Origin of the sequence: Streptomyces sp. NPDC047917 (assembly GCF_043204345.1) — a bacterium.
In the GTDB taxonomy this organism is placed as follows: domain Bacteria; phylum Actinomycetota; class Actinomycetes; order Streptomycetales; family Streptomycetaceae; genus Streptomyces; species Streptomyces sanglieri.
In genome coordinates, this window is sequence record NZ_JBIDCA010000004.1 from 499,583 (window position 1) to 520,153 (window position 20,571).

The window sequence follows — 20,571 nt, forward strand, 5'->3', positions numbered from 1 at the left end:
GGGAAACGTTCCCCGCAAGCATACTAACTAAAATTTCAGTCAATACGAGAGATGACCAATGGAGCCACCAGCAGGGACCACACGGCGACCGACCACAGAACGGCCATCCTGGAGGCGGCCGCCCGCGTCATGGCACGGCAGGGCATCCGGTGACTGCGGACGGTCTCGCATTTGACGGCCCACGATCCCATGCGCAGTTTGACTGAAATTCTAGTCAGTGTCACAGTGGTGCGAGGCCTGGCGGACATACCGCGGCTACCGGCGCTCGCGGTGCGGACGATGCACCCTTCCAGTAGGACTCGCGTCGCGCCCCTGCTTCTCCTACCTCTCCGTGCCCCCACCACGGCAGGACATCTCGGTTCTGCCGGCCCATGATCGGAGTCCACTGTGACCTCCTCCCCCTCCCGCCGCTCGGTCCTCCGTTCCTTCGCCGGAATCGGCGCGATCGTCCTCGGCGCATCCGCCTGCGGCCCGTCCGGCTCCGGCCAGGCCGGCGCCGCCAAGACCTCGGGCCCGGGCGTCGGGCCGGACGGAGGACTCCGGCTGGGCGCCGAATGGGAGAGCCACACCCGTACGTTCATGTCGTGGCCGGCCCTGGAGGCGGTCTGGGCGGAGGACCTGCCTTACGTGCGCGAGGACATCGCACGGATCGCTCGTGCCGTGGGGGAGTACGAGGAGGTCGTCATGATGGCCAGGCCTTCGCAGCTGAAGGCCGCACAGCGGGCGTGCGGATCCCAGGTGGAAGTCATCCCCATGGAGGTCGACGACCTGTGGGCCCGTGACATCGTCCCCGTCTTCGTGGAAGAGGACGGGGAGGTCGTCGGGGTCGACTTCAACTTCAATGGCTGGGGCAACAAGCAGCAGCACACCAACGACGCCCAGGTGGGCCGAAAGCTGCTCGCCAAATACGGCATCCCCCGCGTCCAGGCCCCTCTGGTCGCCGAGGGCGGCTCCTTCGAGACCGACGGCGAGGGAACCCTCCTCATCACCGAGAGCTCGATCGTCAACGACAACCGCAACCGGGGGAAGAGCCGGGGCCGGATCGAGGACGAGCTCATCGACACCCTCGGTGTGGAGAAGGTGGTCTGGCTGGCCGGTGTCCGCGGCGAGGACATCACCGACGCCCATGTGGACAGCCTCGTAAGGTTCACCGCACCGGGTGTGGTCCTCCTGGACCAGGCGGCCCCCGGCACTCCCCCGGACTCCTGGTCCCGCTCCGCCGACCAGGCTCGTTCGGTGCTCAGCAAGGCGACCGACGCGCGGGGACGGCGCTTCGAGATCATCGACCTCCCCCAGCCCGACCTCGACAGGATCACCGGCGAGGGTGACGACTTCGTGTCCACCTACGCCAATTTCTACATCGCCAACGATTCGGTCTTCATGCCGAAGTTCGGCGACCGGAAGGCCGACAGCCGGGCGAAGAGCATCCTCCAGGAGCACTTCCCGAAGCGCGACGTCGTGCCGATCCAGATCGACACGATCGCCTCGGGCGGCGGCGGCATCCACTGCTCCACGCACGACCAGCCCGGCAAACCTGCCGCCTGACAGCACGCACCGCCCGAGTCACTGCGTCCAGGACCGATGCCAACGGCCCCCGCAGGGCAGAGCACCGGCCCCGGACCGGCCCTCTTCGATCCCTGTGCGAGGGACGGGAGGGCGTGTCCGCCGTCCCGGCATCTGGCTGAACTGAAAATTCAGTCGACATGAGACACTCTGCCGAGGAGTACGAGGAGGGACGACGTGACCACGGACCGCCGCACCGCAATCCTGGAAGGGGCTGCCCGAGTCATAGCCCGGAGGGGAGTGCGGGGACTGCGGGTGGAGCAACTGGCCGCCGAAGCCGGGGTGTCCACCGCGCTGATCTACTACCACTTCAAGGACCGGGCGGGCATCCTGCACCACACGCTGGAGTTCATCAGCGACCGGGCCGGGCGCTACACCGCCGGCGTGGAGGGGGCGGCCGAGACCGCCCCGCCGCACCAGGAGCTGGAACGTTCCCTGCTGCTGGAGTTCCAGGATCATCCCGAGGTCCGCGAGAACAGCACGGCTTGGGGCGAGCTGCGAGCCAGCGCCGTCTTCGAGCCGGAGCTGCGCAAGGACCTGGCGAGAGCCGGCCTGACCTGGACACACGACGTCGCGGCGCTGCTGGGCCAGGCGTGCCCCGCGGTTCCCGCGCCGGCCCTCACCGCAGCCGCCGAGCGCCTGACGGCCCTCCTGGAGGGACTCAGCACCCGCTGGCTGAGCGGCGCCACGCCCCTCGCCCACGCCCGTGAGCTGATGCGGGAAGCGGTATCCGTAGAGATCGGGCATCTGAACCGTGAGTGGGCCCCCGGCGAAGTGCCGCCGCGGACGTAGAGTTCCGGGCACTGGTTCTCGGAGGGCCCGCTGGACCACCGGCGGGCCCTCGGCATGCCGCCCGATGCCACGGACGCCGTCAGCCCGCCTCGGCGAAGTCGACGAAGGGGGCCCGGACGGTGCCGGGGCCCGCGCGAAGGTCCTGACATGCCATGGGCTGGAGCAATGATCGGCCCGAAGCGTTACGGGGCGGCAGGATGGACGTCTTGCCCACATCATGTGCCAGGAGCCCCGCGTGTACAGGTTGCTTGAGTGGAGCCACCAGGAGCAACGTCCGGATGCAGGTCCACACTGCGGCTTCGTCCGCCGGCTCGGCAGCGTCCGCGCTCGCGCCGCTCGCTCTGCGACGGAGTGAGCGGTGAGGTGGCCGGGCCGTCCCGGGGCGGAGCGGGGCTCGGCGGCGCCGCCCGACGGCGAGGGCCCACAGGTGCCGCCCGCGCCCACGTGGATGCGGTGGCTGCCCGCCCTCTATGTCGCGGGCATCCTGGTACTCGAACCCCTTACGCCCGTGCAGTGGCCGGTGAGCTTCCTGCTCATCGCCCTGCCCGTGATCGCGGCCTTCGCCCACGGCCCGGCCGCTGTCGCCGCAGTCACCGTGTTCGCGATCGCCTTCGAAGGGGCACTGGCCGGCACGCCGTGCTGCGCGGGCCGCCCGGTGAGCTATGTGTGGGAGCGCCACTACGTGGCCACCTACCTGAGCACCGCCGTGGTAGGCGTCCTCGGAACAATCCTGGCTGCCCACCGCGTGCGCCGGGAACGCACCCTCGCCACCGTGCGCTTCGTGGCCGAGATCGCGCAGCGAGTCCTGCTGAGCCCGGTCCCGCACCGCATCGGCCCACTTCTGGTCGAAACCCTCTACCTGTCCGCCGCTGCGGAAGCACGCATCGGCGGTGACCTGTACGAGGCCGTCCCCACCACGTACGGACTGCGCGTCATCATCGGCGACGTCCGCGGCAAGGGGCTTCCCGCCGTCGAGACGGCCGCCACCCTCCTCGGCGCCTTCCGCGAGGCCGCCCACGACGAACCCGACCTCGCCGCCGTCGCCCGCCGGGCGGAGACGAGCATGAATCGCAGAGCCGCCCGCCTGGCGGGAAACGAAGTGGGCGAACGCTTCGTCACCGCTGTCTTCGCGGAGATCCCCCGCCGTCATGTGGTCCGCATCGTCAACTGCGGCCACCCACCGCCCCTCCTCATCCGCTCCGACGCGGTCACCGAACTGGCGGCGGGCGACCCCGCACCGCCGCTGAACCTGGGCATGCACCTGCCGGAGACCTACCGCATCGATGAGTACCCCTTCGGTCCCGGCGACCAGTTGCTGCTCTACACCGACGGTGTCACCGAAGCCCGCGACCGCACCGGGGCCTTCTACCCCCTCCGCCGGCGTGTCCTCTCCTGGGGCCCTCTCCAGCCCCGGGAACTCCTCGACCGCCTCCACCACGATCTCCTCGTCTACAGCGACAACCACCTCCACGACGACACTGCGGCCCTGGCCATCTACCACCTGTCCGAATAGAAGTGCTCCGAAGATCCTGACGCACCGCTGGGGCGAGCGCCGCGCACCGGACTTCACCTGCGCGATGCCGACGGCGGCGGCGCCGCGCGGGCTCACGTTCCGCAGGCCCGGCACGCGCCTCAGGCACTCAGCCACCCGAGTCGGTTCTGCGGGCCGTCGGTGGCGCAGCGGCCCGCACCCGCTCGCGCCTGTCGAGGTGCTCCCACACATCGTTGAACAATCGCTTTGGCCGAGATGTACGGATCCATCTCGGCGGACTGAAGGGAACAGCGCCGATGGACGGATCGGAACACCCGGATCGAAGAGCGCTTCTCGCGGGCGGACTCGTGGCCGCCTCGGTCGCGCTCACGGGCTGCTCCTCGACGAGCGCCACACCGCGGGCGGCCAGTACGTCGCCGAACGCGCGGCCGAGCACGCCCACCGAGGCATTCACGCGGCTGATGGACGGCAATGAACGCTGGGTGAGCGGAGAGCTTCGGCATCCCGACCGGGATCCGAACCGACGCGAGTTCGTGGCCCAGAAGCAGGAGCCCTTCGGCGCGGTCCTCTCCTGCATCGACTCCCGGGTGCCCCCGGAACTCCTCTTCGACACCGGACTGGGTGACCTCTACGTGATGCGCACAGGAGGGGAGGCGGTCGGTCCGGTGGTCACGGGGTCGGTGGAGTACGGGCCCATGACGAGCGGCACTCCCCTCGTCGTGGTCCTCGGGCACCAGCGTTGCGGCGCCGTCGCGGCAGCGTACAGATCCATCCGTGACGGCAAGCCGCTCTCCGGCAATCTGGATGCGATCGCCAGGGCTCTGCGGCCGGCCTACGAGCAGGCGGTCCGGGAGGGCGGCTCCGATCCGGTCGAGACCATGGCCCGCGCACAGGTCGAGTTGACGGCGGCCGGCCTGCGCTCCAACCAGGACCTGGCCCCGCTCGTGGCCAAAGGCTCCCTGGCCGTGGTCGGCGCCTACTACTCGCTCGACACGGGCGAGGTGGAAGTCCTGGCCGGCGCGCCCCCGAAGCCGTAGAACCCGCGGAAGAGCGCACGGACGTGCCGGCGTTCCACTTGATCACGCCCACGAACTGCACGAGTGTTGGCGAGCCGGTCCGGCTGGTCGTCGTTGCGGTCCGGCGGGTACGGGGCGTCGTCGTTCGTGGCGGGGCCTGTGGTGTCTCGGCTCGTCCGGTCGGTCCGCTGTGGTTCAGCCGACGGTGACGGTGTAGGTGATGCGCTCGGGGGCCTGGGAGGGGGTGGCCGCCCCCGTGGCCGGGGTCGCGGAAGGTCCGGTCGTCCCGGGAGGCAGCGTGGAGTTGTTGCCCTGACAGGTGGTGGAGGTGCAGTGCAGCAGCGTGAACCGGGTGGTCCCCCTGCCCTTGGCCTCGAAGGTGAAGGTGAGCCGGCTGCCGGCACCGGGCGCCGGCTCGTCGCCGGAACCCGACGACTGGTGCCGGCCACGGCTGACCAGCACCGAGCTGTCGGGCTCGGGGTCGACCAGATACCAGTACTCGCGGGTGGAGGCGTTCTGGTCGACGGTGAGCGTGAAGCGCTCACCCGGCTCGGCGGTGATGCTGGTGTCGTTCACCGGGCGGCTCGCGTCGCTCGTGGCGCCGCCGGCCGGTTCGTCGGTACCCGGGCCGCAGCCCGTGGCGAGAGCGGCCAGCGCGGCCGCCGCGAGCACGGCACCGCCCCGGCCACCGCGGAAGACAGACGCTGTACGCGTTGGGGAGTTCACTGTCGGAAGCCTTGCCCGTGTGACCGTTGATGAAGTCGTCCCCGCCGGCCCAGGTGGTCGAGCCCCAGGGGGTTGCACACCCGAAGCATGTCACCCTCCCGGTCGATGACGGTCACCGCGTGAGAGATCCCATGCCATCCGCCGCACTCGCCTCCTCCGCATCAGCCGGGATCGGCGCCCCGGTGTCGTGACCGGCCGTGCTCACGTCGGGGCGGACGCCGACGCCCCCACCGACGTGGTGAGGTGCCCCCTCCCCCGGAGCGTGGCTTCCTGCGTCCACGCTCCGAGGGCCCCTCATTCGTGCCTGCCCCGTGTCGGCTCAGCTCGGCGTCGCCGTCACTCCTGGTCGAAGGAGAGCCATGTGCCGGCGAGGCCCTGCTGGCCCGCCCCGGGCCTGGACCAGTCGCAGACACCGTCCCGGAAGACCGCCCGCAGATCCTTCAACTCGTCTTCGGTCACCGGCACTCGGTAGTCCGAGCGGTCCACGGGACGCTTGCGGCACTTGACGATGTCGTTGGCCACATCGGCCCCGGCGACCATCCGCGGCGAGGTCCACACCGGGTAGAGGGTGTTGCACTCGGTGTTGTCGATGCCCTCGACCTGGGGCTCCTCGATCTTCTTCGCACCGATGCCACGGGTCCAGCAGGCGTCGGTAAGACCTTGCGGCTTGTTGCGGACGATCTTCTCGATGGGGGCTTCGTCGCCGGAGTCCGCCTTGATGCCGGTGAGCCACTGGTCCATGTCGGACAGCATCCCGGCAAGGGTGAATCCGTGCCCGCTGGAGCGGGTGAGCATGATCTGGTTGGCGTGGGTGCCGTTGGCCTTGTCCAGGCGCGCCCGGGTGGAGAAGGAGTGGAAGCGCATGTGCATGTCGCCGGTGGCCGCGTCGTCGGTGTAGTCGCGGTAGTCGATGATCGGGACGTCGGCGAGCCCACCGCCGCCGTTCAGCATCCGGCCCGTGCGGTAGGCGAGCCGTACCGCCTTGAGATCGGCGACGGTGCGCCCCGCGACGGGCTTGGCGTCGTCGTCGAGGCCGCCGATGCGCCGGTTCAGGTCGATGAACTGGGCCATGTCGATGGTCCCCTTGTTCAGGGCCTCAAGTCCGTACTGGATACCGGTGTTGTCGAGCGGCCTGCGCGCCTTCCCGGTCTCCGGCACCTCGCCGTAGACGTTCACGGTGTGGCTGTAGACGTCGCAGCGGGCACCGTCCGGGTTGGTGCCGGGGTTGTAGCGCTGTGCCGCGGGCAGCTGGGCCGGGCAGTACACCGTGGGGTCGATGCGACCGGCGGCCCGGGCCAGGCTGCCGATGCTCTCCCACTTGCCGAACCCGGAGACCGCCCGCTGCTGCTCCTCGGTGAACGCGTCCGGTGCGACTTCCTTGAAGTAGTGGTTCAGGAGCTGGGCGTCGCTGAGCGTCTGTATCGTCCCGAAGCCGACGTCGGGGAAGCTGCAGCCGGAGAGGATGCCGTCCAGCAGACCCGGGTAGTTGTCGGCGATCTGATGGGTCTGGTACGAGCCGCCGGAGCAGCCGTTTCCGATGGTGAAGGCCGGTTCGCCGTACGTCTCCACGAAGCGTTCCTTGACCATGCTCATGGTCTCGGCCGCCAGCACGTCGTTGCAGTTGTTGCCGAAGACGTTCAGTGTGGACGAGGCGACGCCGTAGCCCTTGCTCAGGTACGTGTCGTTCATGATGCCGACGGTGTTTCGGCCCTGGACGTACCAACCGCCGTTGCAGCCCCCGCCGAAGCCGTACACGAGGCGCCCGTTCCAGCCCGGCTCGCGTTGCAGCGGGTCGGGGTCGGCGGACTGCGGATCGTGCAGCACGGCCGTCTCGTAGATGCCCCGGTTGATGGTGCCGGTCTCGACACGGACGATGTAGGGCACCTTCTTGCCCGTGCTCATCGTTGCCGTGGCCAGGTCGGCGGGCCGGGCACTCTCGTCGGGCAGCGGAAGGAACTTGCCGGCCGTGGTGCGGTACATGTAGTCGACGCGGGTCCTGACCGAGCAGTCCTCGTCGAGCGGCTGCCCGAGGGTGTCGCCGGTCACCGTCTTGAACTCGGCGGTGTCGCAGACGAACGGCTGCTCGTGCGGGCCCGCGAAAATCGGCCCCGTGATGGGGTGGTTCTTCAGGGTCAGCTGTCCGGCGTCGGCGCCCGGAGCCCGGGCCGTCAGTGTGTTGTCACCCTTGGACAGCTCCTTCACCACGCCCATCAGCGCATGGTCGCCAAAGGGCCGGAAGCTCGACGTCACGTCCCGGCCCGCCACCTCGACCCGGACTCCGTCGGCCGCCACGGAGGCGGGCACCTCGACGCGTATCAGGGCGTCGTCCCCCGACACCGTGCCGGGCCGCGACGACACGGCGCTCACCTGTAGCTTCTCGCGTTCCTGGCTGCCGGCCGGCGTCGCCGACGCGCCTATCAGCACACCCATGAACGCTGTGCCGACAAGGACCAGTTCGACCGGTCTCGCGGCTCTTGTGAATGACACCACGGAGTTGCCCTCGCTTCTGAAGTCTGAGGTCGTGCTCGGAGGTTGTGCTCAAAGGTTGTGCTCGGAGCCCGTGCTCGGGACCGCGCGGCCGCCCGGAACCGGCCGGATCCGCCCGGCTACCAGTTGGTGAACGCCCCGTCCGCCGTGCGCAGGTGCGGGCGCTCGGCCGCCGCGGCCTGGTAACGGCGCGCCGCCTCCCGGTCGATGTCGACGCCGATGCCCGGCAGTTCACTCAGCTCCACCCGTCCCGGCAGGATCGTCGGCCTCGCGGTGAAGAGGGCGGCGATGGCCGGGTCGGGGTCGGTCTGGTGCTCCTGGATCGCCATATTGGGGCAGGTCAGGTTGAGCTGCAACGAGGAGGCGGCGGTGACCGGGCCGAGCGGGTTGTGGGTGGCGAGCTTGATGTGGTGGGTCTCCGCCATCGCCGCGATCTTCTTCGCCTCGGTCAGGCCCGCGGCAACCCCGACGTCCACTCGCGCGTAGTCGATGAGATCGTCCTCGATGAGTGTCCTGAACTCCCATTTGGATCCGTACTGCTCACCTGCGGCCAGCGGCACACCGGTGCGGGCCCGCAGCATGCGGTAGCTGTCCGGGTTCTCACAGCGCAGTGGGTCCTCGACGAAGTACGGGCGGGCAGCCTCGATCTCCCGGCACAGGGTCAGCGCCTCCGGCGGATCCAGGCGGGTATGGACGTCGAGGATCAACTCCACCTCGTCGCCGACCGCGTCCCGGACCTCGTGGAAGATGCCGACCGAGTCACGCAGGCAGCGTCGGGCGTCGAGCGTACCGTCGGCGTCGTGCGGCGAGGCGAACCGCAGATGGCGCCAGCCCTCGGCGACCAGGCCGCGGCAGCGGTCCAGGAACCACTCGCGGTCGTGGTAGCCGTCGCCGACATGCACATAGGCGGGTACGTGATCACGCACCCGGCCGCCGAACAGTTCGTGCACCGGAACGCCGAGCGCCTTGCCCCGGATGTCCCAGAGTGCCACGTCCACCGCCGCGATGGCGGCCCCGAGTATGCGGTCGGCGGGGAAGAACCCGCGCCGGAACATCACCTGCCAGAGGTGCTCGATGCGTCGCGGGTCCTCGCCGACGATCAACTCCGCGAGGTGGTCGAGACCGCCCGCGACCGCTCGTTGACGCGACCTGATGCCGACCTCGCCCAGACCGTGGATGCCCTCGTCGGTGTCGACCACGACCAGCATCATGCTGTCGCCGTGGTCGGGGAGAGTCAGCACTTCCAGGCCGGTGATCTTCATGCCACTCCTCTATGAAAACGTTCCCGCAATTTCAGTGCAGTTCTTGGGAACACATCATTGGCAGCAGTTCGGCCGCAGGGCAAGACCCGTGCACACAGAAGGTTTTCCTCGGAGAAATACTCCTGACACACGTCTTGACACATCACGGGAACGTTCGCAAACATCAACCGCATTCGCAGGATCCAGATGCGAGAGAGCCGGGATCCCCCGGCTCAGGACGACGAGGAGGCCCACCCGTGGCAGTAACGATCCGGGAGGTGGCGAGCGCCGCGGGCGTCTCGGTGTCGACGGTGTCCCGTGCGTTCACCGCACCCGACCAGGTGCAGCCGACGACCCGGCAGCGCATCCTCGACGCCGCGGCCGGGCTCGGCTACTCCCCCAACCCGGCGGCCCGTTCACTGCGCGGCGGCGGCACCGGTACACTCGGTCTGATCGTCCCGGACATCGCCAACCCGTTCTTCCCGCCGATCATCAAGGCGATGCAGGCCCGCGCCCGGCACCTGGGCTACACGGTTCTGGTCGCCGACAGCGACGAGCGCGAGGCCGACGAACTGGCGGCCATCGCGGCCGTGTCGAAGCGGGTCGACGGCCTGATCCTGTGGGCCTCCACCCTCACCGAGGACCGGCTCCACGAACTCGCGGGCCGGATGCCGCTGGTGGTGGTGAACCGCCATGTACCGGGCATCCCCGAGGTCCGGATCTCACTGGCGGCAGGCATCGCGCAGGCCGCCGAACAGTTGAAGGCGTACGGCCACCGGCGCTGCGTCTTCATCAACGCGTCCCGTGCCGAGCTGAGCCGCGGCAAGTCCATCCAGGAGTCCTTCGAGGCGCTCGACCTCTCGCTGTCCGAACTCGGGCCGTACGAGCCCCGGTTCGAGACGGGCGTGCACGCCGCCACCCTCGTCGCCGCCCACGAGGCGACGGCCGTGATCGCCCACAACGACCTGGTCGCCCTGGGCGTGCTGCACCAGATGGCCAATCTCGGCGTGAACGTGCCGCGCGACGTCAGCGTCATCGGCATAGACGACACACTGCTCGCCTCCGTCTCCACCCCCAGCCTCACCACGATCCGGATCGACCCCGAAGAGATCGCCACGCGTGCGGGGGACCTCCTGATCGAGACGATCGCGAACACAACAGGCCGCACCGGACGGGGGCCCGATGCCACCTCCCCCTTCGTGGAGATCGGCTCCCGACTGATCCCCCGAGCCTCGACGGGTCCCGCACCCGCCCACTGACACACCCGCGGCGCACACCACCACAACGAGCAAAGCACCGCACAACACCGCGCTGCACCGCACCGAGCCCACTCCTGCCCTTCTTGGAGCCCGTTATGCCCAGAAACTCCCGCTGTGCTGCCATACTTGGCTGCATGGCGCTGACCGCGACCCTCGCGGGCTGTTCCTCCCTCACCCCGAGCAGCGCCGGCGGGGGCGGCGATCTCGTACTGCGGGTGCAGGGCATGCCGCCGGCCACCGACAAGCCGGGGGTCGCCCTGTTCAAGAAGCAGGTGGCCGACTTCGAGAAGGCCCACCCGGGCATCAAGGTCAAGGGTTCGACCACGGTCTTCGACCCGCTGACGTTCTCCGCGAAGCTGTCCGGCGGCAATGTCGAGGACGTCATCAAGGTGCCGCTGACCGAGCCGCAGCGGCTGATCCAGCAGAAGCAGGTGCAGCCGATCACCGGGCAGCTCAAGGAGTGGAAGCACTTCAAGGAGTTCAACCCCCAGGTGCTCCAGCCGCTGACCGACAGCGCCGGCGACGTGTACGGCGTCCCGCAGAATCCGTACGCCCAGGGACTGGTCTACAACCGCGAGCTCTTCGAGAAGGCCGGCCTGGACCCCGACAGGCCGCCGACCACCTGGGCGCAGGTCCGCGCCGCCGCCAAGAGCATCGGCGACCGGACCGGCAAGGCGGGCTTCGTCCACGAGTCCAAGGACAACCAGGGCGGCTGGCAGCTGACGATGCTGTCGTACGCCTTCGGTGGCGAACTGGAGAAGGAGCAGGGTGGCAAGTACACCGCCACGCTCACCGGCGAGCCGACGAAGCAGGCGTTGCGCCTGCTCAAGGACATGCGCTGGAAGGACGACTCGCTCGGCAAGACCCTTCTCAACAATCAGAACGACGTGATCAAGCAGTTCGCGGCCGGACAGGTCGGCATGTTCATGGGCAGCCCGGGAACGTACCGGCTGGCGAAGATGCAGTTCGGTATGGAGAACACCGACGCCTTCGGAGTGGCCCCGATGCCGCAGTCCGGCGGCGACGCGACACTCACCGGCGGCGACATCTACATGGTTCCGAAGTCCGCCGACAAGAAGCACGCGGCAGCGGCCGTGGATTGGCTGACCTTCGCCTACGCCAAGCCGCAGTACAGCACCGACATCGCCGCCGAGCAGGCCAAGGCGCTCTCCGCCGACCCGAAGTCCGCGGTGGGCGTGCCGACCCTGCCGGTCTTCGACAGGAAGCGGCAGACCGAGATCGACGCCGCGATCAAGCCGTACGTCAATGTGAAACTCCAGAACTTCAAGCCGTACATCGACGGCCTCTCCACCCTGAAGCTGAAGCCGGAGCCGCCGTACCAGGCGCAGAAGCTGTACACCGTGCTCGACCCGGTGGTCCAGGCAGTGCTCACCAAGCGCGACGCCGACATCGACGCCCTGCTGGCCTCGGCCGAGAAGGACGTCAATGCCAAGCTCGCCGCGGACCAGAAGTAGCCGGCCCATGGCTCTGCTCACTCCGTCCCGGCGCCCGGCCGCCGTGTCCAAGGAGCCCGTGCCGCGAACCCTGCCCAGGCAGCGTGGCACCGGCGCCCGCAAGCAGTTCACCGCCTGGCTGTTCCTCGTCCCCGCGCTGCTGATCTTCGGGCTCTTCGCCTGGTGGCCGATCGCGCGCAGCCTGCTGCTCAGCTTCCAGAAGACCAACCTCGTCGAGCCCGCGGTCTGGATCGGTCTGGACAACTTCCGCGCCCTGTTCGACGATCCGCTGCTCGGGACCGCTGTCGGGAACACCCTGTTCTTCGTGGCCCTCGGCCTGCTGATCGGCTTCCCGGCGCCGCTGGTCCTGGCCGCGATCATGTCGACGGTGCGGCGGGGCGCGGGCGTCTACCGCTTCCTGGTGTATCTGCCGGTGGTCATCCCGCCGGTCGTGGCGATCCTGCTCTGGAAGTGGTTCTACGATCCCGGGAGCGGGCTCTTCAACAACGCCCTCGGCAAGATCGGGCTCGGCCCGTACTCGTGGCTGGAGTCCTCCGACAGCGCCATGCTCTCGCTGGTCCTGGAGGCCACCTGGGCGGGCATGGGCGGTGCCGTCCTGATCTACCTCGCGGCGATGGTCGGCATCCCCGGCGAACTCTACGAGGCCGCCGAGATGGACGGTGCCGGCATCTGGCGGCGCATCTGGCACGTGATGCTGCCTCAGCTCCGGTCCGTCATCGGACTGCTGCTGCTGGTCCAGCTGATCAACACGGTGCAGGTCTTCACCGAGCCGTACGTCTTCACCGGCGGCGGGCCCGAGAACTCCACCCTCACGGTCCTGCTGCTGATCTTCCGGTACGCCTTCCAGGACGGCGAGTACGGCCAGGCCGCCGCGCTCTCCTTCCTGATGGTGCTCGCCCTCGCCCTGCTCTCCGCGGTCTATCTGCGGGCCACCCGCAGCTGGAGCACGTCATGACCACGCTCACCACCTTCGTCTCCACCAACGACCGCCAACGCCCCGGCGTGCGCGCGGCAGTGCGCTCCGTCCAGGTGTTCACCCTGATCCTGCTGCTGCTCATCGGCATCGGACCGCTGTACTGGATGGTCAAGGGCGCGGTCTCCCCGCCCACCGAGCTCACGACCCAGCCCCTGGCCCTCTGGCCGGACCGGCCGGCCCTGGGCAACTTCTCGACGGCGTACACCGATCTGAGTGTCGGCCGCTATCTGATGAACACCCTCCTGGTGGTCGGCGGATCGTGGTTCGTGCAGCTCTTCGTCTCGGCCACGGCGGGCTTCGCCCTTTCGGTGCTCAGGCCGAAGTTCGGCAAGGTCGTCTACGGGGCGATCCTCGCCACGATGTTCGTGCCGTACACGGTGAACATGGTCAGCCTCTTCATGACCGTGATCGATCTGCCGTTCCTCCACCTCAACCTGGGCGACACCTACTGGGCGATCTGGCTGCCGGCCGGCACGAACGCCTTCACGGTGCTGCTCGCCAAGCAGTTCTTCGACGCCCTGCCGAAGGAGCTGTTCGACGCGGCGCGGGTCGACGGGGCAAGTACCCGGCAGCTGCTGACCAAGATCGTGCTGCCCATGAGCAAGCCGGTGCTCGCCGTGATCAGTCTGCTCGCGGTGATGCACTCCTGGAAGGACTTCATCTGGCCGCTGGTGGCCATCACCGACCCCGAGCGGCAGCCGATCAGCGTCGCGCTGTCCCAGCTCGCCACCCAGGCTCCGCAGGACCAGCTGATCGCCACGATGGTGCTCGCGGTCGCCCCGCCGGTGCTCGTCTTCGTCGTCTGCCAGAAGTACATCGTCGCCGGGCTCGGCTTCACCGGGGTCAAGGGCTGACGTCCACCTGAGCCGGCGGCCGTGCCCCGGCTTCCCTCTCCGCACCTTCCGCTTCGAACTCTCCGGAGCATCCGGAACACCCCGACCAAGAGAAGGGCACCTCCATGTCAGTCGCCCGGCGCAGATTCATCCAGGGCACGGCCGTCGCCACCGGCGCCGCGCTGTTGCCGACCGTTCCCGCGTACGCCGCGGACCCGGTCACCATCGAGGCCGACGGCATCACCCTGGTCGGTCGTGGCGACGGCAGCGTCCTCGTCCGGGACGGTGCGGGCACCGACCGCATCCTGCTCAGCCACTTCATGATCAAGGACACCGCGCTCGGCCAGCAACGCACCTTCGGCGGCACCCCCGCCCACATCACGCTCCCGGACGGGCGGCCCGCGATTCAGGTCACCTACACGATGGGGAGCGGCGCGTCCGGCGTCACGGTGCGCGGCACCTTCGACGTCACTCCTGGCAAGGCACACATGAAGTGGGAGGTCGCCGGCTCCGGCACGCTCACACCGGCCGGCTTCATGTTCTCCCGCACGGTGTACGAAGCGAGCGCGGCGGAGTCGTACGAAGCCCTGACCGTCTGGGAGAAGGACCCCCGGGGCGGCATTCCGTACGAGGTGAACGCGGGCGGCGCGTACGTGGAGACGTGGGCCGGGTCGAAGGGCTTCTTCTGCCTCCCGGCCACCAACCCCGCGAACACGAACGCCACATGGGTCCACTCCCCCGGCACCCCGACCGGCGCGGGCACCGCGGTCACCGAGGCCGATCTGGTCCTCGGTGATCTGCGGCCGCGCGGGGCGGGAGCACTCGCCGCCGGGCGCCCGCTCGGCGTGGAGGTGTGGACCGACCAGCCGTTCAACCTCTACAAGACGGCCGGGCAGACCATGACGCTGAAGGCGCAGGTCGTCAACGGCTCCGCCACGGCCAGGAAGGTGACGCTCACCTGGTGGGCGCGGGACTTCGGCGGCAGGAGGATCGCCGGAGGAACGCTCTGCAGGAGTCTCGCGGCGGGCGCCGCCTGGAACCCCTCCTTTCCTCTGACCGCGCCCTCGCAGAACATCGTGTTCACCGGGGTGGAGGTGGTCAGCGGCAATGACCGGGCACTGGCCCGTACGAACCTGAGCGTGCTCCCGGAGTTCGTGTACAAGGCGGGCAAGGAGTCGATGTTCGGCCTCGCCAACTACCCCTGGCTGCTCAAGCCCGGCAAGGACGCCGTGCTCGGGCTGGTCAGGACGCTCGGCATCAAGTGGATCCGTATCGCCTACGCGGGCGCCCCTGGCATCGACACCGCCACCCTGGACGCGAACGGCATCGGGCACAACGTGGAGCTGAGCGGCATCCCCGTGGGCGGCAGCCCGGAGCAGATCACGGCCTGGGCCGACACGAATGTCGCGAAGGCCCTGGACGCCGAGGCCGCGTACTTCGAGGTGAGCAACGAGGTCAACCAGCCCTGGATGTCGGGCCGCGGCGCCGACGCCTACGTCCGGGACGGTCTGCGCCAGGTCACCACGCGCCTGGACGCGGCGGGCTCCCGGATGAAGGTCATGAACGCCGGCCTCGGCGGCATGGACTACGTGTGGACCGAGAACTTCCGTGCCGCGGGCGGCTGGGACCTCATCGACGCCTTCGCCTTCCACCCCGGTCGCGGCAACTTCACGCCCGACTTCGCGCCGCCGCCCGAGGAATGGACACAAGGACCGTCCGGCACGTACTGGAACTTCCTCGGCGCGCTGCGCAAGGCGAACCAGGTCCTTCAGGAGTACGGCGGCGACAAGGAGCTGTGGCTGACCGAGGCGTACGCACCGACCCGCCCCAACGCGTGGTGGAGCGACACCTACCGGCACGCGGCCGAGAACACCCTGCTCACGCTCGCCCTCGCCAAGTCCGAGAACGTACGCGCCGTCAACTGGTACCAGCTGCACGACTCGGTGCTGTACCACCCGCAGGAGGCCGACCCGGCCAACCCCGAGTACCACTACGGCCTGATGAACCGCGACACCAGCGCCAAGCCCTCGCTCCTCGCCTACGCGACCGCCGCCCGGGTCCTGGACGAGGCCGACTTCGTCCGGCATCTCGCCTTCGCCGACCAGGACATCAAGGGGCTCCTCTTCACCACCCCCGGCGGACCCGTTTCGGTCATCTGGAGCCGCAAGGACGGATACGTCCTCAACCCCGATCACGGCGAGGACCCCTGGTACGCGTCGCCCGAGCCCTGGGTCGACACCTGGACGACCAGGACCCCGGTCGTGGCACACGCGGGGACGGTCGACGGCACGGTGCGGGAGCTGAACTGCATCGGCCAGGAGCGCTCCCTGAAGGCCTCCAACGGCAAGGTCACCCTCACCCTCGACGGTGCCCCGCGCATCTACTACGGCCTCGCCGCCAATCCCGACTGGAAGTAAGTGACGTACAGCATGAGGAACGAAACCGCACGGCACGACATCACCGTCGTCGGCGGCGGCCTGGCCGGGGTCTGCGCGGCGATCGCCGCAGCCCGGCTGGGCCGTACCGTGGCACTCGTCAACAACCGGCCGGTGCTCGGCGGCAACGCGAGCAGCGAGGTCCGGGTCTGGGTGTGCGGAGCGACCGGCCACGGCAAGAATCACCATGCCCGTGAGGGCGGCATCATGGGCGAGTTGCTCGTGGAGAACCAGTTCCGCAACCCCGACGGGAACCCCTACTACTGGGACTCCGTGGTCCTGGACGCCGTGCGCGCCGAGCCCGGCATCACGCTCTACCTCAACACCGACGTGCGCGAGGTCGACGCCGAAGGTCCGGACGAGGCCCGGCGGATCACCTCGGTCACCGGCTGGATGATGGGCTCGGAGCGGCGGATACGTTTCGAGAGCCGCCTCTTCCTCGACTGCACGGGGGACGGCCTGATCGGCCACCTGGCGGGCGCCCACCACCGCATCGGCCGGGAATCCCGCGCCGAGTACGGCGAGTCATGGGCTCCGGAGGCGGCCGACGACATCACTCTGGGATCGACTCTCCTCTTCTACACGAAGGATGCCGGCCACCCGGTCAAGTTCGTACCGCCGGACTTCGCCAAGAACATCGCCGAGACCTCCATCCCGCAGCGCCGCGTCATCAAGTCCGGTGACAACGGCTGCGCGTACTGGTGGATCGAGTTCGGCGGCGAGCTCGACACCGTCCACGACAACGAACGCATCCGCGACGAGCTGTGGGCGGTGATCCACGGCATCTGGGACCACATCAAGAACTCCGGCGAGTTCGACGCGGCGAACATGACGCTGGAGTGGGTGGGTTCGGTGCCCGGCAAGCGCGAGTACCGGCGCTTCCTCGGCGACTACGTGCTCCACCAGGGCGACATCCTCGGCCAGACCGAGTTCGACGACCGGGTCGCGTTCGGCGGCTGGTCCATCGACCTGCATCCGCCCAAGGGCATGTACGCCGAGGAGGGCGGCGCCAAACAGCGCTACGCGGACGGGATCTACCACATCCCCTACCGCAGCCTGTACTCGGTGAACACGACCAACCTGCTCCTCGCCGGACGCAACATCTCCGCCAGCCACGTCGCCTTCGGCTCCACCCGCGTCATGGCGACCTGCGCCACGATCGGCCAGGCGGCCGGCACCGCCGCCGCGCTCTGCGCCACCGAGGAGGTCACCCCGCGCGAACTCCCCGTACCCGAACTGCACAGGGCGCTGCTGCGTCAGGACGCCTCGCTCATCGGCCTCGCCTCGACGGACCCGGAGGACCTGGCGCTGCGGGCGACGGCCACCGCGTCGTCCGCCTTGCGCTGCCTGGCGGTCGAGGACTCCGACGAGCTGTGGCCGCTCGCGGCGGACGCCGGACTCGTCCTCCCCGCGGACCCGGACCTCTCCGGGGTGGAGCTGCTCGTCGACGCCGACCGCGACACCGAGATCGTGATCGAGCTGTACGACCCCGAACTCGGCCAGAACTACGTCCCGCGCCGCCTCGTCGACTCCGTCACCCTGCCCGTCGCCGCCGGTGCCCGGCAGTGGCTCAAGACGGGCCTGGACTGGTCTCCCGAAACCCCGCGCAACGCCTTCCTGGTCGTCCGCGCCAACGACGCCCTCGCCCTGCACCGCTCCGACCGTCCGACCCCCGGCGTCCTGTGCCTCACCCGCGTCCCGCTGCGCCCGTCGGACGAATCGCCGCAGCCGTTGCGCGAGTGGACGGACACGGGTCTGCTGCGCCGCACATTCTGCTTCCGTACGGGAGAGACCGCGGCCTACTCCCCCGCCAAGGCCACCGACGGCTACGCCCGCCCGTACGCGGGACCGCACATGTGGGTCTCCGCACCACTGGCGGACGCCCCTGGCCCCTGGCTGGAGCTGGCCTGGCCCGAACCGGTCACGCTGGGCCGGATCGAGGTCATCGCCGACGACGACGTCAACGAGGACCTGATCAACCTGCACCACCACCGCACACCCTTCGACGTCCTCCCCACCCTCCTTCGCGACTACCGCGTCGAGGCACTGGATACTGACGGCACCTGGCGCGTCATCGCCCGTGCGTCGCAGAATCGGCGACGGCGCGAGACGCACACGCCGGCGGAGCCGGTCACCACATCGGCGATCCGGGTCGTCGTCGAAGCCACCAACGGGGCGGCGGCGGCGCACATCGTCGCCGTGCGCGCCTACGAGTAGAAGCACCGACGCAGGAGAGTGACTGGATGGCCGAAAGAGCGATGGTCACCGGGGCCGCCGGACGGATCGGGCGAGCGGTCCTCGCGCTGCTCGCCGAGCGCGGTATCGAAGTGAACGCCCTGGTCCTCGATGACCCGGGTGATCTCGCGGCGCGCCTGGTCGTGACCGGTGACGCCGCCGACGCGAAGACCGTGCGGGCGGCTCTGGAGGGTGCCGACGCGGTCATCCACCTGGCGGCGATCCCGACTCCCGCGCGCAACACCGCGTTCGAGGTCTTCGCGGGGAACAGCCTCTCCACCTTCACCGTCCTGGAGGAGGCCGGCCGGGCCGGGATCCGGCATGCGGCGGTGGCGAGTTCCTGGGGGGTCACGGGCCTGCCCTGGACGGATGCCGAGGATCCGCATCCGCCGTACGCACCGGTCGACGAGGCGATGGCCTCCCAGGTGGCCGATCCCTACGGCCTCTCCAAACAGGTCGACGAGCTGACGGCGCAGATGATGGCGCGGCGGCACGGGATGAGTGTGGTGTGCCTGCGATATCCGTACGTGGGCGGCTTCGAGGAACGGCTGCACGCGCACGCCGCCCGGCTCACGGCCGACCCGGCCGCGGGGGCAAGGGAGCTGTGGACGTACCTGGAGGTCCATGACGCGGCGAGGGCCGCACTGCTGGCGCTGGACGTGCCCGGCCGCGCGGCGCACACGGTACATCTCTGCGCCCCGGAGATCATCGTGCCCTACCCGACGGAGGAACTGCTGCGCCGCTACCACCCCACCACCGAGCTGCGGTGCCCGATCCCGGGGCGCACGGCTCCGGTCGACACCTCGGCCGCGCGCAGGCTGCTCGGGTTCACGGCTCGGAACCTCCTCGGTCTGGGGGCCGCCACCCCGCGGTGAGGGCGGCCGGGCGGGCCTGCCCCCCCCTACGAGCCGCGGGGTGAGCGGGGTGGGCAGGGCGTGCGGCGTGCGGCGTGCGGACACCGGTGAGAGGGCCGGTTGCTCCGCCGTGCGGCGTGCGGCCTGTTCCTCGGTCTGCTCGGTGTTCTGCCCCGGGCACCTCCCGCCCGGCATCAGCGAGCCGTCAAGTTCCCCGCCCGCCGGTACCGCCGCGGCCGCGCCGGACGCAAGCTGGAAGGCAGAGAGGCTCCGCCGAGCCCTGCGAGGTGCGTCATGAGGTCTGGCCCGCGGGTCACCGCCGCCGTGCTGGCCGGGGTACTGGCCCCGTTGCTCATGGCCCTGGCGCTGATCCCCTTCCGTACAAGCGTCACCCACACGAATGCCGCGCTGCTTCTGGTCGTCGCGGTCGTGGCCGTCGCGGCACTCGGGAGCCGCCTCGCGGGCGCCGTCGCCGCGCTGTCCGCCGCCGCCTGGTTCGACTTCTTCCACACCGAGCCGTACCAGAGCTTCCACATCCAGGACCGGGCCGACATCGAGACCGCCGTGCTGCTCCTGGCCGTCGGGCTGATCGTGTCCCAGCTGGCCGCACGGGCCCGGACGCTCCACTGGGTCGCGGTCACGGACGCCTCCCACCTGGAGCGGCTGCACGGGACGACCCGGATGGCCAGGCTCAGCAACTCCGCCGACGATGTGGTCCACCGCGTCCGGCAGGAACTGGTCGAGGTGCTGGAGCTGCGCGCGTGCCGCTTCGAGTACGGGGCGCTCATCGGGCGTCCGCCGCGCCTCGACCCGGACGGCAGTGTGTACGTGCCGGGCTGGATCTGGGACGTGGACCGGCAGGGCTGGCCGGACGGCGAGATCGAGCTGAGGGCCACCGTCCATGGCCACTACCAGGGACGCTTCATGATGACGCCCGAGCCGGGCGCGGCCCCGGCGCCGCTGGAGGCGCGTCTGGTCGCTGTGGACCTGGCGGCCCAGGCCGCCGCGGCACTGGATCTTCCCGCGCCGGAGCGGTCCTGAGACCCGCGGGGGGTACGGGCCGGATCGTCGGCCGGGGGGCCGCCCCGGGGGGGGGGGGGGGGCCCCCCCCCCCCCCCCGCCCCCCCCCCCCGCCCGCGCCCCCCCCCCCCCCCCCCCCAAAAAAAAAAAAAACCCCGCCCCCCCCC

General features: G+C 69.7%; 15 protein-coding genes. 12 read left to right on the plus strand and 3 right to left on the minus strand.

The features are described 5' to 3' along the window. Positions 1–387 precede the first annotated feature (387 nt). From ACGF8B_RS12045 to ACGF8B_RS12060, 4 genes are all read left to right on the plus strand, one after another. The gene (locus ACGF8B_RS12045; protein WP_392737183.1) at positions 388–1,545 is read left to right on the plus strand and encodes an agmatine deiminase family protein; all 1,158 of its coding nucleotides are present in this window, start codon (positions 388–390) and stop codon (positions 1,543–1,545) included. A 195-nt stretch (positions 1,546–1,740) separates the two neighbouring features. Then, entirely contained in the window at positions 1,741–2,355 is a 615-nt protein-coding gene (locus ACGF8B_RS12050) for a TetR/AcrR family transcriptional regulator (RefSeq protein ID WP_392737184.1), read from the plus strand. 358 nt (positions 2,356–2,713) lie between these two features. Further along, positions 2,714–3,868, plus strand: coding sequence for a PP2C family protein-serine/threonine phosphatase (locus ACGF8B_RS12055; protein ID WP_392737186.1), 1,155 nt, complete (start codon positions 2,714–2,716; stop codon positions 3,866–3,868). 275 nt (positions 3,869–4,143) lie between these two features. Next, complete coding sequence (locus ACGF8B_RS12060) at positions 4,144–4,884, plus strand: carbonic anhydrase (protein WP_392737188.1); 741 nt, start codon at positions 4,144–4,146, stop codon at positions 4,882–4,884. A gap of 174 nt (positions 4,885–5,058) precedes the next feature. On the opposite strand, the gene ACGF8B_RS12065 is transcribed toward ACGF8B_RS12060, so the two are convergent. From ACGF8B_RS12065 to ACGF8B_RS12075, 3 genes are all read right to left on the minus strand, one after another. After that, a complete protein-coding gene (locus tag ACGF8B_RS12065) occupies positions 5,059–5,589 on the minus strand; it encodes a protease inhibitor I42 family protein (protein ID WP_392737189.1) in 531 nt (176 codons plus the stop codon). A gap of 336 nt (positions 5,590–5,925) precedes the next feature. After that, positions 5,926–8,076 carry a DUF6351 family protein gene (locus ACGF8B_RS12070; protein WP_392737191.1) on the minus strand — a complete coding sequence of 717 codons (2,151 nt, stop codon included), beginning with the start codon at positions 8,074–8,076 and terminating at the stop codon, positions 5,926–5,928. A 119-nt stretch (positions 8,077–8,195) separates the two neighbouring features. After that, on the minus strand, positions 8,196–9,338 hold the full coding sequence (locus ACGF8B_RS12075; protein WP_392737193.1) for a mandelate racemase/muconate lactonizing enzyme family protein: 1,143 nt from the start codon (positions 9,336–9,338) through the stop codon (positions 8,196–8,198). A 236-nt stretch (positions 9,339–9,574) separates the two neighbouring features. On the opposite strand from ACGF8B_RS12075, the gene ACGF8B_RS12080 reads away from it, so the two are divergent. From ACGF8B_RS12080 to ACGF8B_RS12115, 8 genes are all read left to right on the plus strand, one after another. Beyond that, complete coding sequence (locus ACGF8B_RS12080) at positions 9,575–10,576, plus strand: LacI family DNA-binding transcriptional regulator (protein ID WP_392737195.1); 1,002 nt, start codon at positions 9,575–9,577, stop codon at positions 10,574–10,576. Positions 10,577–10,710: 134 nt separating this feature from the next. After that, complete coding sequence (locus ACGF8B_RS12085) at positions 10,711–12,051, plus strand: ABC transporter substrate-binding protein (protein WP_392737197.1); 1,341 nt, start codon at positions 10,711–10,713, stop codon at positions 12,049–12,051. 7 nt (positions 12,052–12,058) lie between these two features. Next, positions 12,059–13,006, plus strand: a complete 948-nt coding sequence (locus ACGF8B_RS12090) for a carbohydrate ABC transporter permease (protein WP_384751355.1) — start codon at positions 12,059–12,061, stop codon at positions 13,004–13,006. Then, positions 13,003–13,881 (plus strand): carbohydrate ABC transporter permease, encoded by an 879-nt coding sequence (locus ACGF8B_RS12095; RefSeq protein ID WP_384751358.1) that lies wholly within the window; start codon positions 13,003–13,005, stop codon positions 13,879–13,881. The genes ACGF8B_RS12090 and ACGF8B_RS12095 overlap by 4 nt, the downstream gene beginning before the upstream one ends. A 104-nt stretch (positions 13,882–13,985) precedes the next feature. Next, entirely contained in the window at positions 13,986–16,277 is a 2,292-nt protein-coding gene (locus ACGF8B_RS12100) for a hypothetical protein (protein ID WP_392737200.1), read from the plus strand. Between the two features lie 12 nt (positions 16,278–16,289). After that, positions 16,290–18,512, plus strand: coding sequence for an FAD-dependent oxidoreductase (locus ACGF8B_RS12105; RefSeq protein ID WP_392737201.1), 2,223 nt, complete (start codon positions 16,290–16,292; stop codon positions 18,510–18,512). A gap of 26 nt (positions 18,513–18,538) precedes the next feature. Then, positions 18,539–19,405, plus strand: coding sequence for an NAD-dependent epimerase/dehydratase family protein (locus ACGF8B_RS12110; protein WP_392737202.1), 867 nt, complete (start codon positions 18,539–18,541; stop codon positions 19,403–19,405). Between the two features lie 273 nt (positions 19,406–19,678). Next, positions 19,679–20,425 (plus strand): DUF4118 domain-containing protein, encoded by a 747-nt coding sequence (locus tag ACGF8B_RS12115; RefSeq protein ID WP_392737204.1) that lies wholly within the window; start codon positions 19,679–19,681, stop codon positions 20,423–20,425. Positions 20,426–20,571: the final 146 nt, after the last annotated feature.

Excerpts from the sequence above, each read along its gene's own strand:
- ACGF8B_RS12060 (WP_392737188.1), top strand. The coding sequence starts at position 4,144 with ATGGACGGATCGGAACACCCGGATCGAAGAGCGCTTCTCGCGGGCGGA.
- ACGF8B_RS12075 (WP_392737193.1), bottom strand. The coding sequence starts at position 9,338 with ATGAAGATCACCGGCCTGGAAGTGCTGACTCTCCCCGACCACGGCGAC.
- ACGF8B_RS12085 (WP_392737197.1), top strand. The coding sequence starts at position 10,711 with ATGGCGCTGACCGCGACCCTCGCGGGCTGTTCCTCCCTCACCCCGAGC.
- ACGF8B_RS12090 (WP_384751355.1), top strand. The coding sequence starts at position 12,059 with ATGGCTCTGCTCACTCCGTCCCGGCGCCCGGCCGCCGTGTCCAAGGAG.
- ACGF8B_RS12095 (WP_384751358.1), top strand. The coding sequence starts at position 13,003 with ATGACCACGCTCACCACCTTCGTCTCCACCAACGACCGCCAACGCCCC.
- ACGF8B_RS12100 (WP_392737200.1), top strand. The coding sequence starts at position 13,986 with ATGTCAGTCGCCCGGCGCAGATTCATCCAGGGCACGGCCGTCGCCACC.
- ACGF8B_RS12105 (WP_392737201.1), top strand. The coding sequence starts at position 16,290 with ATGAGGAACGAAACCGCACGGCACGACATCACCGTCGTCGGCGGCGGC.
- ACGF8B_RS12110 (WP_392737202.1), top strand. The coding sequence starts at position 18,539 with ATGGCCGAAAGAGCGATGGTCACCGGGGCCGCCGGACGGATCGGGCGA.
- ACGF8B_RS12115 (WP_392737204.1), top strand. The coding sequence starts at position 19,679 with ATGAGGTCTGGCCCGCGGGTCACCGCCGCCGTGCTGGCCGGGGTACTG.